This window comes from Streptomyces sp. PR69 (assembly GCF_026420845.1).
Classification (GTDB): domain Bacteria; phylum Actinomycetota; class Actinomycetes; order Streptomycetales; family Streptomycetaceae; genus Streptomyces.
The window spans coordinates 20,727-35,013 of sequence record NZ_JAOWCB010000012.1 but is presented as its reverse complement, the minus strand read 5'-3'; the positions used below and the strand labels follow the sequence as shown (position 1 = coordinate 35,013).

Annotated in this window: 15 protein-coding genes; 2 read left to right on the top strand and 13 right to left on the bottom strand. The window is 73.5% G+C overall.

What is annotated here, in order from left to right:
- Positions 1–31 precede the first annotated feature (31 nt).
- The 9 genes from OF819_RS14110 to OF819_RS14070 form a co-directional block, all read right to left on the bottom strand.
- A complete protein-coding gene (locus OF819_RS14110; protein ID WP_267243851.1) occupies positions 32–1,099 on the bottom strand; it encodes a 2-aminoethylphosphonate ABC transporter substrate-binding protein in 1,068 nt (355 codons plus the stop codon).
- 33 nt (positions 1,100–1,132) lie between these two features.
- Complete coding sequence (locus OF819_RS14105) at positions 1,133–1,948, bottom strand: ABC transporter permease subunit (RefSeq protein ID WP_267243850.1); 816 nt, start codon at positions 1,946–1,948, stop codon at positions 1,133–1,135.
- Positions 1,935–2,831, bottom strand: a complete 897-nt coding sequence (locus OF819_RS14100) for a 2-aminoethylphosphonate ABC transporter permease subunit (protein WP_267243849.1) — start codon at positions 2,829–2,831, stop codon at positions 1,935–1,937. Before OF819_RS14100 ends, OF819_RS14105 begins: the two co-directional genes overlap by 14 nt.
- Positions 2,824–3,927 (bottom strand): ABC transporter ATP-binding protein, encoded by a 1,104-nt coding sequence (locus tag OF819_RS14095; RefSeq protein ID WP_267243848.1) that lies wholly within the window; start codon positions 3,925–3,927, stop codon positions 2,824–2,826. The genes OF819_RS14100 and OF819_RS14095 overlap by 8 nt, the downstream gene beginning before the upstream one ends.
- Positions 3,924–4,682: a phosphonatase-like hydrolase gene (locus OF819_RS14090; RefSeq protein ID WP_267243847.1), complete on the bottom strand. Its 759-nt coding sequence runs from the start codon at positions 4,680–4,682 to the stop codon at positions 3,924–3,926. Before OF819_RS14090 ends, OF819_RS14095 begins: the two co-directional genes overlap by 4 nt.
- Positions 4,683–4,687: 5 nt before the next feature.
- On the bottom strand, positions 4,688–5,809 hold the full coding sequence (locus tag OF819_RS14085; protein WP_267243846.1) for a TIGR03364 family FAD-dependent oxidoreductase: 1,122 nt from the start codon (positions 5,807–5,809) through the stop codon (positions 4,688–4,690).
- Positions 5,810–5,971: 162 nt separating this feature from the next.
- Positions 5,972–6,733: a GntR family transcriptional regulator gene (locus tag OF819_RS14080; RefSeq protein ID WP_267243845.1), complete on the bottom strand. Its 762-nt coding sequence runs from the start codon at positions 6,731–6,733 to the stop codon at positions 5,972–5,974.
- A gap of 224 nt (positions 6,734–6,957) precedes the next feature.
- The gene (locus OF819_RS14075; protein WP_267243844.1) at positions 6,958–7,944 is read right to left on the bottom strand and encodes a hypothetical protein; all 987 of its coding nucleotides are present in this window, start codon (positions 7,942–7,944) and stop codon (positions 6,958–6,960) included.
- 380 nt (positions 7,945–8,324) lie between these two features.
- Entirely contained in the window at positions 8,325–9,575 is a 1,251-nt protein-coding gene (locus OF819_RS14070; RefSeq protein WP_267243956.1) for an ROK family transcriptional regulator, read from the bottom strand.
- A 62-nt stretch (positions 9,576–9,637) separates the two neighbouring features.
- Here OF819_RS14070 and OF819_RS14065 point away from each other — a divergent pair, with 62 nt between their 5' ends.
- Together OF819_RS14065 and OF819_RS14060 are read left to right on the top strand one after the other, a co-directional pair.
- Entirely contained in the window at positions 9,638–10,717 is a 1,080-nt protein-coding gene (locus tag OF819_RS14065; RefSeq protein ID WP_267243843.1) for a Gfo/Idh/MocA family oxidoreductase, read from the top strand.
- Positions 10,714–11,193 (top strand): heme-degrading domain-containing protein, encoded by a 480-nt coding sequence (locus tag OF819_RS14060; protein ID WP_267243842.1) that lies wholly within the window; start codon positions 10,714–10,716, stop codon positions 11,191–11,193. The genes OF819_RS14065 and OF819_RS14060 overlap by 4 nt, the downstream gene beginning before the upstream one ends.
- Positions 11,194–11,336: 143 nt before the next feature.
- Here the strand turns inward: OF819_RS14060 and OF819_RS14055 are convergent, their stop codons facing one another.
- From OF819_RS14055 to OF819_RS14040, 4 genes are all read right to left on the bottom strand, one after another.
- Positions 11,337–12,197, bottom strand: coding sequence for a fumarylacetoacetate hydrolase family protein (locus OF819_RS14055; protein WP_267243841.1), 861 nt, complete (start codon positions 12,195–12,197; stop codon positions 11,337–11,339).
- 120 nt (positions 12,198–12,317) lie between these two features.
- Positions 12,318–13,019 carry a YidC/Oxa1 family membrane protein insertase gene (locus OF819_RS14050; RefSeq protein WP_267243840.1) on the bottom strand — a complete coding sequence of 234 codons (702 nt, stop codon included), beginning with the start codon at positions 13,017–13,019 and terminating at the stop codon, positions 12,318–12,320.
- Between the two features lie 109 nt (positions 13,020–13,128).
- Positions 13,129–13,422 carry a DUF6412 domain-containing protein gene (locus OF819_RS14045; protein ID WP_267243839.1) on the bottom strand — a complete coding sequence of 98 codons (294 nt, stop codon included), beginning with the start codon at positions 13,420–13,422 and terminating at the stop codon, positions 13,129–13,131.
- 43 nt (positions 13,423–13,465) lie between these two features.
- Complete coding sequence (locus OF819_RS14040; protein ID WP_416370539.1) at positions 13,466–14,272, bottom strand: class E sortase; 807 nt, start codon at positions 14,270–14,272, stop codon at positions 13,466–13,468.
- Positions 14,273–14,287: the final 15 nt, after the last annotated feature.

Below are 14,287 nucleotides of genomic sequence, written 5' to 3'. Positions count from 1 at the left end.
GATTCCTCCTGGTTTCAGAGCGGTTCGGGCCTCAACTGCCGGTCGCGGTCTTCCAGGCGTCGATGTACGCCGTGAGGTTCTTGCCGATGTCCTGCCAGTCCGGCTCGAAGATCTCCACGCCCTCGATGAGCTTGGCGAGTTCGATGGCGTTGGCGTCGGCGGGCTTGACGTCGCCGCGCGCGGGGAAGCCGCCGCCGACGGCGCTGACCTGCTTCTGGGCCTGCTCGCTGAGCATGTAGTCGAGCAGCTTTCTGCCGTTCTCGCTGTGCGGGGCGTCGGCGACGAGCCCTGCCGCGTACGGCAGGGCGAAGGTGGTGGGCTTGCCGTCCTTTCTGGCGGGGAACCAGATGGCCAGGTTCGGCATGGACTTGGACTGGGCGAAGTTCATCTGCACATCGCCGTTGGCGACGAGGATCTCGCCCTTGTCCACCTTGGGGGCCAGCTTGGAGGTGGAGGACGACGGGCCGACGTTGTTGGCCTGGAGCTTCTTCAGATACTCCATGGCCGGCTCCTGGCCGCCGAAGTCGTGCATGGCCTTGATGACGACGGCTGTGCCGTCGCCCGCGACGCCGGGCGTGGAGTACTGGAGCTTGTCCTTGTACTTCGGATCCAGCAGCGCTTCCCAGGTCGTGGGGGCCTCGGAGCCGGTCAGCTCCTTCTTGTTGAGGATGAAGCCGAAGTAGTTGTTGACGACGGACGTCCACTTCCCGTCGCCGGACTTGTCCGCGCCGCTGACCTGCTCGGCGCCCTGGGGCTCGTACGTCTGGAGCAGCCCCTTGGAGTCCGCCTGCTGGATGAAGGGCGGGAGGGTGACCAGGACGTCGGCCTGGGTGTTGGACTTCTCGCGGAGGGCGCGCTGCACGACCTCCCCGGAGCCGCCCTCCACATACTTGACCTCGATGCCGGTCTCCTTCTCGAAGTCCTCGAAGATCCGGTCGTACCAGCCGTCGCCGCCGTCGCCCTTGAGGCCGTCGGCGCTGTAGACCGTGACGGCCTTCTCGTCGGAGGCGGCCGAGGAAGCGCCGCCGCAGGCGGTGAGGGAGGCGGCGAGGGCGAGAGCGCCGCTGACGGCGGCGAGCGGCTTGAGGTGCGTGTTCATGGCTGAGGTTCTCCTAGCGGTACGGGCGCGGTGCTAGCGGTATGCGGCTTTGGTGCGGATACGGGAGACGGCGAGCAGGACCAGCAGCGTCGTGGCCATCAGGACCACGGCGAGGGCGGAGCCGGTGAAGAGGGACCCGCGGTCGGCAGCGGTGAAGATCAGCACCGGGAGCGGTGTCCAGTCCGGCGGATAGAGCATCATCGTGGCGCTCAACTCGCCCATGGACAGGGCGAAGCAGAGCCCGGCGGCGGCGTTGAGCGAGGGCAGCAGCAGCGGCAGCCGCACCCGCAGCAGGACGTACCAGGGGCGGCCGCCCAGGCTGGCCGCGGCCTGTTCGTACATCGGGTCCAGTCGTGCGAGGGCGGCCGACACCGACTGGTAGGCGAACGCGGTGACCAGGACGGCGTGCGCGAGGATCACGATCCAGCGGGTGCCGTTGAGCAGCAGCGGCGGCTGGGAGAAGGCGACGAGGACGGCGAGCCCGACGACCACGGAGGGGACGGCGACAGGCAGTATGAACAGCGCGTCCAGGGCCCTTTTGAGGCGGCGGCCGAGCCTGCCGCGCCCGCCCAGCGAGGCCGCGGCCAGCGCCGCCCAGGCGCCGGCGGCGAGCGCCAGCAGGCTCGCCGCAGCGGCCGTGAGGAGGCTGGTGACGAGCGCGTCGAGGGACTCGTCGCGCACGGCCTCCGCGTAGTGCTCGACGGTCGGCCCGGACGGCAGCGCCCCCGACCAGTTGGCGGATGCGGACGCGGCGGCGACGACGAGCAGCGGGAGCGCGAACAGGGGCAGGAAGAGCAGGCCGAAGAGCGCCCACAGGGCCCACTTCGCCTTGCGGCTATGCACCAACACGGCGGCTGACCATTCGGTAGAGACTGAACAGGCCCACGGAGAGCGCGACATTGACGACGGCGACCACGCACGCGGCCGCGTAGTCGGATTCGAGGATCGCCTTGCCGTAGACGAGCATCGGGAGCGTGGTGACGCCCTTCGCCCCGGTGAACAGGACGATCCCGAACTCGTTGAGGCACATGACGAGGACGAGGCTGCCGCCCGCCGCGAGCGCGGGCAGCGCCTCCGGCAGGATCACGGTCCGCACGATGCGCGCGGGGCGCGCGCCGAGGCTCGCGGCGGCCTCCAGCTGGGCGGTGTCCAGCTGTGAGAAGGCGGCGAGCAGGGGGCGCATCACGAACGGCGTGAAGTAGGTGACTTCGGCGAGCAGCACGCCCCAGGGAGTGGTGAGGAACCGGAACGGCCCCTCGGGCGCGCCGGTGACATCCGTCCACAGGCCGTTGGCCATGCCGGCGGTTCCGTAGATGAACAGCAGCGCGAGCGTGATCAGAAAGGACGGGAACGACAGGAACACATCGACGAACCGCGCGACGGCCCGTGCCCCGGGAAACGGCGCGAACGCGATGACCAGCGCGAGCGTGAACCCGAGAACCAGACAGCCGGCGGTGGCCCCGGCCGCCAGCCACACGGTGGTCCCCAACGCGTCCCGGAACGCCTTCGAGCCGAGGACCTCGCCGTAGGCGCCGGGTGCGAGGGACTCCTGGACGACCAGCCCGAGGGGATACAGAAAGACCAGCCCGAGCACGGCGACGGGCGGCAGCGCCCAGAGAATCCGGGGCAGGCCCTCGGCGCGCGGGCCGCCGCGGCCGGATGTCCTCGTGGGGCTCGGCGGCCCGGCCGCGCGCGACGGCCCGGCCGCCGGCGACGGCGGCAGGTCACTCATCGCCCGCCCCCGATCCCGTCGGCACCAGCACCGCGTCCTCCGGTGCGAAGTGCAGGACCACGGCGTCCCCCGCCCCTGGCGCGTCCCGCAGGTCCGGCAGGTCCGCCGCGACGGGGTGGCCGCCGACGTCCACGGACAGCCGGTGTGTCGCGCCGCGCCACTGTGTCTCGCGCACGACGCCCCGCAGTGCGTTGGGCCCGTCGCCGAGCCGTACGGCGTGCGGCCGTACGCACAGCGTCGCGCTCCCGCCCGGGACCGCCCCGCCCGCGACGGTCAGCGGAGTGCCCGCGAACCGGACGCAGCCCCTCTCCACCGCAACCGGCAGCAGATTCGCGCCGCCGACGAACGAGGCCGTGAACTCCGTCGCCGGCCGCCGGTACAGCTCCTGCGGCGTGCCGCAGTCCCGCAGCCGCGCGCGGTCCATGACGGCGATGCGGTCGGCGAGGGTGAGCGCCTCGACCTGGTCGTGGGTGACGTACAGCACCGAGACATCCGGCAGTTCCCGGTGGAGCCGCGCCAGCTCGCCGAGCATCCCGGACCGCAGCTGCGCGTCCAGCGCGGACAGCGGCTCGTCGAGCAGCAGCACCTGCGGCCGGATCGCGAGCGCCCGTGCGATGGCGACGCGCTGCTGCTGTCCGCCGGACAGCTCGCGCGGGTACCGCCGGGCATAGGCAGCCATGCCGGTCATCTCCAGCGCTTCGGCGACCCGCGCCGGTATCCCGGCCCACGGGGCCTTCCGGGCGCGCAGCCCGAAGGCGACGTTGTCGGCGACGCGCATATGCGGGAAGAGCGCGTACTGCTGCACCACCATCCCGATCCCGCGCCGGTGCGGCGGCAGCGCGGTGACATCGCGTCCGCCGATGAACACCCGCCCGGCGACGGGCTGGACGAATCCGGCGACGGCCCGCAGCGCGGTGGTCTTGCCGGAGCCCGAGGGCCCGAGCAGCGCCATCACCTCGCCCGGCTCGACGGTGAGGTCGAACGAGTCGAGGACGACGCTGCGGCCGTAGGCGACGGTGACGCCGTCGAACCGTATGCCGCCCGGTGTGCCGCCCGGCGCGCTTCCCTGCGTGCCGTCGGCGTCGGCGGCCGTCACAGCCCCTGCCCCGTAAGGTCCGCGAGGAGGCCGGGCAGTTCGGCTGCCGAACCCAGGATGTGCGTGGCCCCGTGCTGCCGCAGCCGCGGCTCGTCGTGCGCGCCGGTGAGGACGCCCGCCACGACCCCCGCCCCGGACCGTACGCCGCTGAGCATGTCGTACGAGGTGTCGCCGGCCACCGCGATCTGCCGTACGCCGTCCGCCGCCCGGGTGCGCAGGAAGGCGGCGAGCACCATGTCCGGGTGGGGGCGGCCGCGGCCGCCCGCGTCGGCGGGGCAGAGGGTGAGGTCCGCCAGATCGCGCCAGCCGAGGGCGTCGAGGATGGCGTCCTGGGTGACGCGGGCGAATCCGGTGGTGAGGACGACGGCACGGCCCTGACCCCGGAGTTCCTCGATCGCGGCGCGCGCTCCGGGGACCTGTGCGATCCGCCCGTCGGCGACGAGCGTTCCGTACGCGTCCTCGAACGCGGCGTTGGCGGCCCTCGCCTTCGTCTCGTCCCCGCCGAAAAGGTGGCGGAACGCGGAGATCTTCGATTCGCCCATGGTGGCCCGGACATGGCCGAGCATGGGCGCGGGGTCCTCGCCCAGGGCCTGCGCGGCGGCCGTGAAGGCCTGCTCGACCAGGCCGTCGTCGGCGACGGTCGTCCCGGCCATGTCGAGGACGACCAGCTTGATCTGCTCGTTCAGGGGCTCGCGCGGGGGCTCGTTCAGGGGCTCGTTCAGGGACTCGTTCAGGGACTCGTTCAGGGGATTCATCGGGTTCACCAGCCCAGTTCGCTTCCGGTCTGTTCGGCGATGGCGGGCGCGCAGGTCATGCCGCGCCCGCCGGGCCCGGTCACCAGCCACACGCCCTCGCGCACCTGTTCGCGGTGCACGACGCGGGAGGGGTCGGCGCACTGCGCGTACACCCCCGCCCAGCGGCGGCGGATCGCGGGCAGCGGTCTGCCGAGGAACCCCTCGACGACCTGCGTGAGGTGCTCGTAGGGGTCTTCGAGCGTGTCGAAGGCGAAGGGGTGCTCGTACTCATGGGTGTCGCCGATGGTCAGCCCGCCGTCGAGGCGCTGCACCATCAGCAGCTGCATCCGGTGCGCGGCGGCGGTCGGGGCCTGCGGCCGCGCGGCGTTGAGAGCGTCGAGCGCCTCGGAGGCGTACGCCGGGTAGTAGCGGAAGGAGTCGGCGTCGGCGACGGAGGTGGTCAGCTGCTCGCCGAGCGGCGCGGTCTGCGCCATCTGGAGGCGTACGCGGCGCACCGGGAGGTCCGGGGCGAGTTCGCGGACCAGTCCGCCGAGCCAGGCGCCGGTGGCGAGGACGACGGCGTCGCCGCGGTGGACGTCCCCGTGGTCGTCGCGTACCGCGCCGCGGCCGACGACCTCGCGCACCTCGCGGCCGGGCAGGAAGGCGTACCGGCCGGAGGCGCGCAGCGCGGTGCGCAGGGCGAGCTGGGCGGTGCGGGGTTCGACGGCGGCGTCGCGTTCGCAGTGCAGCGCGGCGGTGAACTCGCCGCGCAGCGCCGGGTTGACGGCGCGCGTCTCGTCGGCGGTGAGCAGCTTGTAGCCGCGGTCGGCGGCGTCCGGGCGGGCGAGGGCGGCCTCGGCGACGGCCAGTTCGCGCTCGCCGCGTACGGGGGTGAGCGAGCCGCACGGCCGGAAGCCGAGTCCGGGGACGCGCCGGCCGATCCGCTCCCACAGCTCGCGGGCGCGCAGCGCGGTCGCCAGCTCCTCGCCGCCCGCGCGGCCGCTCACCCATATCTGCCCGAAGTTGCGCAGACTCGCGCCCCGGGCCTCCTCCTCGCGCTCGATCTGGACGACCTCGTGGCCGCGTTCCACTGCGTGCCAGGCGTGCAGGGTTCCCACCACGCCGGCTCCTACGACGATGACTCTCACGGCGGCAACGGTGCTGCGGGGCGGTGTCCCGGCGGGGGGCGAACGGCGACGGCCCGGTGAACGACAGCTCAATCTTGGCCCAGACCCGTTATCTTTTCGTGATGATCCAGCGAGCCGGGGCGGAGGGGTCCGCGCCTGCCGGCCCGCCTCTCAGCGTCCCTCTCAGCTCCCCTTCAGGTGCGTGGTGAAGCTGAAGCGGTCCCCGCGGTAGAGGCTGCGCACGCGTTCCAGCGGCAGGCCCTCCGTGTCCCGCGACAGCCGGTGGATCAGCAGCATCGGCAGGGCGGGCGGGGTGCCGATGAGCAGCGCCTCACGGGGGGTGGCGAGCACCGTCTCGATCCGTTCGTCGGCGTCGCCGAAGACGATGCCGAGCCGCTCCCTGAGGTAGGCGTAGAAGGACGAGTCGGGGTCGAAGTCCACGTCGAGCCGGGGCGCCCGGACGACGGAGACATAGGTGCTCTCCAGGCCGACCCGCTCATCGTCGGCGAGCAGCACCCGCTCCAGATGCCAGACCGGCTCGCCACGCTCGACGCCGACCTCCGCGGCGAGCCCGGCCGGACAGGGGAAACGGTCCAGGGTGATCAGATTGCGGCCGGGGGTGCGGCCCTGACGGCGGACGCCCTCGGTGTAGCTGGCGAGCGTCAGCGGCTGCTCCAGCTTGGGCCCGGCGACGACGGTGCCCCGGCCCTGCCGGCGCAGCCGCCCCTCCAGCAGCAGCTCGCGCAGCGCCTGGCGCACGGTCTCGCGGGAGACCTCGTAACGCAGCGCGAGGTCGCGCTCGGTGGGCAGCGGCCCTCCTTCGCCCAGCTCCTCCGTCAGCGCCGCGATACGGGCCTTGACGGCGTAGTACTTGGGTATGCGCCCGTGTTCCGGGATGCCGGACCGGACGGGGGCGCCGGGGGCCTGGTCGTTCGGGTAGTCCACGGGAAGATGCTCGCAGATCTCGGAGCCGTCGGTGATCTCGTCGCTCGCCTGGTCCGACCACCTGGTCCGACCGCCGCCGGGGCCGACCACCCGGACCGACCGCCTGGACCGACCGCCGCCGGGGCCGCCGCCGGGACCGCCGTCCAGGAGGCCGCGCCGCCGGAGCGCAGGCGGGCGGGGAGTCCGGCGTCAGCGAGGCGACCGGGTCAACGGGGTCAACCGGGTCAGCCGCGGCGACGGCCGCCCGTCCTGCGCGCCGCCAGCAGCAGCCCCGCGCCGCACAGCGCCACAGCGGCCGCCCCGGCGCCCAGCCACGGCAGCGCCTGCGCCCCGGTGGCGGCCAGCTCCTTCAGCACTCCGGCGGGCTCGTCCTCCTCCGCGTCGTCGTCGAGGACGGCGAACCGGTAGTCGCCCGACTCCCCCACCCAGTCGCCGTCGCCGCCCTTGCGCTGCACCACCGCGGCGTTGGCCGTCACCCGGACGGGAGCGCGCGTTTCCGCGTCGAAGGCGAGCCGCATGCGTACGGGGACGGAGTCACGCGCGGGCACGGCGAAGCCGGGGAAGCCGGGAGCGTCGACGACGCCGACGATCTCGTCCTCGGACGTCTTCTCCAGAGCCACCGGGCGCCAGCGGCCGGCCTCGGATTCCTGGAATTCGAGCCGCAGCCGGTCGGCGGTGAGGGCCGCGGGGTCGTCCGGGGTGAAGACGACCACCGGGTGGATGTTGTGGCAGGTCTCGCGGGTGGTGTTGCCGAGGTCGAGGGACCACTCCTGGAAGCCCCCGCCGGGCCGGTACTCCCCGGGGCCGTCCTGGACACGGGTCTCGATCGGGAACTCCGGGTCGGACCGGTCGCCGCAGGAGGGCTGCCGGCCGGCGGACCCACGGCGGTCGGGCCCTCCGCCCTCCGGCGAGGCCGGGTCGAGCACCGGGGCGGGCACGGGTACGGGCGCGCGCGCCGGTGAGGGGGCGGGGACGACCTGCGGGACGGGCCCGGGGACCGCCGCCGGGGCGGGCTTCGGGGCGTGCCCCGGGACGGACGCCGGTACGGCCCCGGGGACGAGGACCGCGGCAGGGCCCGGCGGTCCTGCCGCCCGGATGTCGGCCGGGCCGCGGGCCAGCGCCGCCGCGGCCAGGGGCGCGGGGACCGCCACGGGTGCGACCGCGGCCGCGGTCACGGTGAGGGTGACGGTGACGGCGTTGCGCAGTCGCATGGGGTGCCTTTGCTGTCGCGTGCTGCTCGCGGACGGCGGTGCGGCGGAAGCGCGCCGGCCGCCCATGGACTGTCTGCCCCGCGGGCGGCGCGACTCGCGCATCACGGCACAGGACGACCCAACTGCCGTGCGGCTTAGCCCCATCAGCCTAGGTGCGGCCGCAGTCCGAGCGCCGTTCGGCCATCATCGGGACACCGCCCCCGCGATCCCGGTGCTCAGACCGCCGATCGGCCGGGCCGGCGGCCGGAGACGCCGTGATGCGCGGCGGCAAGCGCGCGAGCAGCCGTGGCAGGCGGCGGGCAGGCAGGCGGCAGGGCGGCCGTGGCAGGCGCGCAGGCGGGAACACCGGCCGCACCGGCGACGCCCGGCGCGCCGGGGTGCTACCGCCGGGCCACCGGGACCGCCGGAGTCACCGGGACCGCCTGAGCCGCCTGAGCCGCCTCGGTGACCGGGTGCGCCGGGACGGCCTCCGCCCGTCCGAACACCGGCGCGAGCACCAGCTGTGCCGCCCCCTCCGCGACCAGCCGCGCCCCGCCCGCAGCGACCGGGACGGCCTCGGCGACCACGCCCGTACGCGACGCGGCGAGGACCTCGTCCACCCCCCGTACGAACACCTCTTCCGCCCCCGCGACCACGCGACCGCCCAGCAGCACCCGGTCGACGTCGAGAAGCCCCACGAGGTTCGCGGCCCCGACGCCGAGGACCCGCGCCGCCTCCGCCAGGTCGCCGCGGGCCGCGGCGGCGAGGCACAGCGCCTCGATGCAGCCGCGGTTGCCGCACTCGCACAGGGGCCCGTCCAGCTGGACGACCTGGTGGCCGAACTCCCCCGCCCCCGTACGCGCCCCCCGGTACAGCGCCCCGCCGAGGACAAGCCCCGCCCCCAGCCCGGTACCGAGATGCAGGTAGGCGAATGACCCGCCGGGTCCGCCGGGTCCTCCGGGTCCGCCGGGTCCGCCTGACCCGCCGGATGCGCGCAGAGCGAGGCCGAGCGCCGCGGCATTGGTGTCCTTGTCGAGGACGACGGGCAGGGCGAGGCGGCGGGCGAGGGCGTCACGCAGCGGATAGCCGTCCCAGTGGGGAAACCCGGTGACCCTGCCGGGCACACCGTGCGCATGGTCGAGCGGGCCCGGCATGGCGACCCCCGCTCCGAGCACCCGGCCGTCGTCCGCGGACCGCCCCCCGGAGTCCGCGACCGCACCGACAACCGCCCCGACGACCACGTCCACGACCGTCTCGACAACCGCCTCCGGGTCCGCGCCGAGATCCAGCGGCCTCGTCTCGTACGCGACCGTCTCACCGGCGAGGTCGAGCAGTACGGCCGTCAGCTCGTCCCGGTCGAGATGCAGCCCGACGGCGTGCCCGGCGGACGGGACCAGCCGGAGCACGGCGCGGGGCTTGCCTCCGGTGGACGGGCGGCGGCCCGCCTGTGCCGCCAGCCCTTCGTCCCGCAGCCGTGCCGTGATCTTGCTGACCGCCTGCGGGGTGAGCCCGGTGCGCTCGGCGAGTTCCGGCCTGCTGATGCCGTCCTCGCCCGCCGTGCGGAGCAGATCGAGGACGAGCGCGGCGTTGTGGCTGCGCAGGGCGGGCAGTCCGGCGCCGGCGGGAGACCGCCCTGTGCCTCGGGGAAACATCGTCACCTGCCCATTGTCCGGCCCGCTTGCACTTTGGCAACAGCGTTGCTTAAGTGAGCTCCATGAAGAGTGCCCTTCGCGTCGGACTCGTCGGCTACGGCCTGGCCGGTTCCGTCTTCCACGCCCCGCTCATCGCGGCGACCGAGGGCCTCGCCCTCGACACGATCGTCACCTCCAGCCCCGAGCGCAGGGAGCAGGCGCGCGCCGAATTCCCCGGCGTACGCTTCGCCGAATCCCCCGAGGAGCTGTGGGAGAGGTCCGGCGAGCTCGACCTGATCGTGGTCGCTTCCCCGAACAAGACCCATGTCCCGCTCGCCGCGGCCGCGCTGCGCGCCGGTCTGCCGGTCGTCGTGGACAAGCCGGTCGCCGGGACCGCGGCGGCGGCGCGCGAACTGGCGGCGCTCGCCGAGGAGCGCGGACTGCTGATCTCCGTCTTCCAGAACCGCCGCTGGGACAACGACTTCCGCACTCTCCGCGGACTGCTGGCGAACGGCGAGCTGGGCACGGTGCAGCGTTTCGAGTCCCGCTTCGAACGGTGGCGGCCCCAGCTCAAGGGCGGCTGGCGGGAGTCCGGCGACCCACAGGAGATCGGCGGACTGCTGTACGACCTGGGCAGCCATGTCGTCGACCAGGCGCTCACGCTCTTCGGCCCGGCGGTCCGCGTCTACGCCGAGGTGGACGTACGCCGTCCCGGCGCGGAGACGGACGACGACACCTTCATCGCGCTCACGCACGCGGGCGGGGTGCGCTCCCATCTGTACGTCAGCGCCACGGCCGCGCAGCTCGGCCCGCGCTTCCGGGTGCTCGGCTCACGCGCGGGCTATGTCAAGTACGGCCTCGACCCGCAGGAGGCCGCCCTGCGCGAAGGACGCCGGCCGGGCCCGGAGGAGCCGGCGTGGGGCGTGGAGCCGGAGTCGGCGTGGGGCCGGGTGGGGGCGGGCGAGTCCCCGCTGACCGGCGGCGGCCGGCCGCTGGCCACCGTGCCGGGCGACTACCCGGCGTACTACGCGGCCGTGGAGCGGGCCCTGCGCGAGAAGACCGCCCCGCCCGTCACCGTCGAGGAGGCCGCCGCCACACTGGACGTCCTGGAGGCGGCCCTGCGCTCCGCGCGCGAAGGCGTGACCGTGGAGCTCGCGTCATGAGCGTGACGCACGCACTCACCGCCGAGGAGATCGAGGCGCAGGAGCGCAGGCTCACCCTGCCCCGCTTCACGTACGACGACGCCTGGACGCTCGACAACCTGCTCGTCTCGCTGGCACGGGAGCGCCGCGCCCCCGTCGCGATCGACATCCGCCGCGGCCCGCAGCAGCTCTTCCACTGCGCACTGCCGGGCTCGAGCGCGGACAACGACGCCTGGATCGACCGCAAGCGGCGGGTCGTCGAACGCTACGGGGCAAGCTCGTACCTGGTGGGCGCCAGGCAGCGCGCCAAGGGCACGACGTTCGAGGCGTCCTCGCGCCTCGACCCCGACGTGTACGCGGCGCACGGCGGCTCGTTCCCGATCACGGTCGACGGCGCGGGCGTCGTCGGCACGGTCACGGTCTCGGGCCTGCCGCAGGCCGAGGACCACGCGCTGGTGGTCGAGGCGCTGGAACGCTTTATGGAGTCTCACCTGTGACCGGGGCCAGGCGCCCCCGGACACGGCCTGTCGGCCGTGCCCCCAAACAGGCAGCACAATCAAGCCCCGCCGACGCTTGAGGCGCAGGGGCCCGGGGGCGAAGCCCCCCGCAATCAAGCCCCACCGGTGGCTCCCCCGTCCGGCTACGCGTCCTTGAACTCCTGCCGCTGCCGCCCCAGCCCCTCGATCTCCAGCTCCACGACATCGCCCGCGCGCAGAAACGGCTTCGGCTCCGGCTGCCCGAGCGCCACTCCGGCCGGGGTGCCGGTGTTGACGACGTCGCCGGGGTACAGGGTCATGAACTGGCTGACGTACCGGACGACGTCCGCCACCGGGAAGATCTGGTCCGCGGTGCTGCCGTCCTGCCGGAGCCGGCCATTGACCCACAGCCTCAGGGACAGCGCCTGCGGATCGGGCACCTCGTCGGCGGTGACCAGCCAGGGCCCGAGGGGGTTGAAGGTCTCACAGTTCTTGCCCTTGTCCCAGGTCCCGCCGCGCTCCAGCTGGAACTCACGCTCGGAGACATCGTGCGAGACCGCGTATCCGGCGACGTACGACAGCGGGTCCTCGCTGTCCGCCAGATAGCGCGCGGTCCGGCCGATGACGACGGCGAGCTCCGCCTCCCAGTCGGTCTTGCGGCTGCGGCGCGGCACCAGGACGGTGTCGTACGGGCCGACGACCGTGTCCGCCGCCTTGAAGAACACGACCGGCTCCGCGGGGGGCTCCGCGCCGGTCTCGGAGGCGTGGTCGTGGTAGTTCAGCCCGATGCACACGACCTTGCCGATGCGGGCGACGGGCGGTCCGATGCGCAGCCCGGCGGCGTCCAGCGCGGGCAGCACGCCGCCGGCCGCCGCGTCCCGCACCCGGGCGAGAGCGTCCGGGTCGGCGAGCAGTCCCCCGTCGATGTCCGCCACCAGCCCGGACAGATCCCGCAGGGTGGTCCCGTCCTCGTCGAGCAGCGCCGGACGCTCCGCGCCCGCCGGGCCGACACGCAGCAGCTTCATGGTCTTCTCCCTGTGGTCGAGGTGAGGCCCCGGCCGATGGAGTGCGGCCATCGGAGGATTGGCCGATCCTCCAAGAGCCCCGGCCACTCTGCAAGACCCTGTTCACCACCTGGACCGCCGCTAAGCGGTGAGGAGCGCCCGCTCCGCCGCGGTCCAGGCCGTGCTGACCGTGATGTAGAGGGCGGCGGCGAGGGGGACGACGGCCACGGTGATCAGCGTGCCGAACGACAGCAGCGGCAGCGCCTTCGTCAGGCCCGCGGACACCCCTTCCGGCACCCCCTCCGGCACCGCGCCGCCCGGCACCGCGCCGCCCGACGCCGCGAACTGCCGCTTCGCCCTCACGTACATGAACGTGGCGACGGCCGCGACAATCAGGAACAGGACGACGTACACCAGGCCCGCCGGACCGAACACCCCGCCCTGGCCGATCGCGGACAGCCAGTTCCCCGCGAGCGGCGCCGCGAGCAGCGTCCCGCTGACACTGCCGCCGGCGAACAGGTGGTACATCAGCAGGAACGCGGGCAGCTGCAGCAGACTGGGCAGACAGCCCGCCAGCGGAGACACCTTCTCCTTGCCGTGCAGCTCCAGGACGGCCCGCTGGAGCCGCTCGGGGTCGTTGCGGTACTTCGTGCGCAGCGCGGCGACCTGCGGCGCGAGCTGGGCCCTGGCCCGCTGGCCGCGGGCGGCGGCACGGGAGAGCGGATGGATCGCGAGCCGTACGAGCACGGTGAACACCACGATCGCGGCGGCGGTGGCGGAGGCGTGGAACAGCGGCTGGAGCAGCGCGGCGAGCTGCTCGACAAGCGTGGCGAAAGCGGACATGGGTGACATCAGTGAGCCCTCCGGGGTCTCGTCGTGCCGATGGAGAACATACGTGCGGCATGACGACCACGGAGAAACGCCGTAATGGCTGGCTGGTGTTCGCTCGCCCCTACGCGGCCGTCACGAGGAGACGCCGCCCGGGAGCCCGGGGCCTGGTGCGCCCGCGGGCGTCCGGATCGCGCTGAGGGAGGAAGGCGGTACGCCGCTCACGGTCGCGGATGGCGGTGCGGACGCGGGTACGGGGCACGGCTGGCGCACAGCGCGCACTGATGACGGCGCAGACGGCGGCCGCGGCGAAGGCGAGGGCGACCGCGGCCAGACCGCCGTCGCCGTCGATGAGGAGGACCTCGACGAGCAGCAGGAAGAGGAACGCGACCGACCGGAACACACTTCCTCCCCTCATACGTACATCTGTCCACTCCGTTGTTCACACCCGTTATACACGACTACCGCCCCCGCACCGCGGCCAACTCCCCCCACACCACCAGCCGATAGGCCGAGCTGAACTCCGGCGTGCAGGTGGTGAGCGTGAGGTAGTGACCGGGCCGGTCATATCCGGCAGAGGGCCGCACAAGGCTGCGCGGCACGGGCTGGATCACACCGACGTCACCGGGCGTGGTCTGCCTGAGGGTCTGGTCCACCTCGTAGACGTACACGCCCTGCGCGGTCTCGATCAGCACCTCGTCGCCCTTGCGCAGCCGGTCGATACGGCGGAAGGGCTCGCCATGGGTGTTGCGGTGCCCGGCGACGGCGAAGTTCCCGGCGCGGCCGGGCGCGGCGGAGTCCGGATAATGCCCTGCAAATCCCCTGTCCAGCACACCTCTCTTGTCAACCCCGCGGGCGACGGGAGCGACGACGCCAAGGCGGGGAATGCGGAGGACGGCGTAGCCGCGGAAGGAAGCGGCAGAAGCGGCGTCCGGCGCATCCCTCTCCCCACCCCCGCCCTCACCGTCCACTCCCTCGCCCCCGCCCTCACTCCCGCTCACAACGGGCTGCTCTCCCCTCTCCCCTTCGCCCCTCCTCTTTTCGCCCGTCTCCTTTTCGCCCCTCTCCGCCCGCTCCCACTGCTGCTCAAGGACACGGACGTACTGCCGGGCGTCCTGACGGACCTGGAGGTTGGTCCACCACAGCTGGTGTACGACGAGAAGCAGGACGACCACCCCGAGGGTGACGGCCAGCTCGGCGACGCCCCACAGCACACGCGCGAAACCCGTACGCCGCGCCCCCGCGCGCGCCTGCACCACGACCGCCATCCGCTGCTGCAGCAC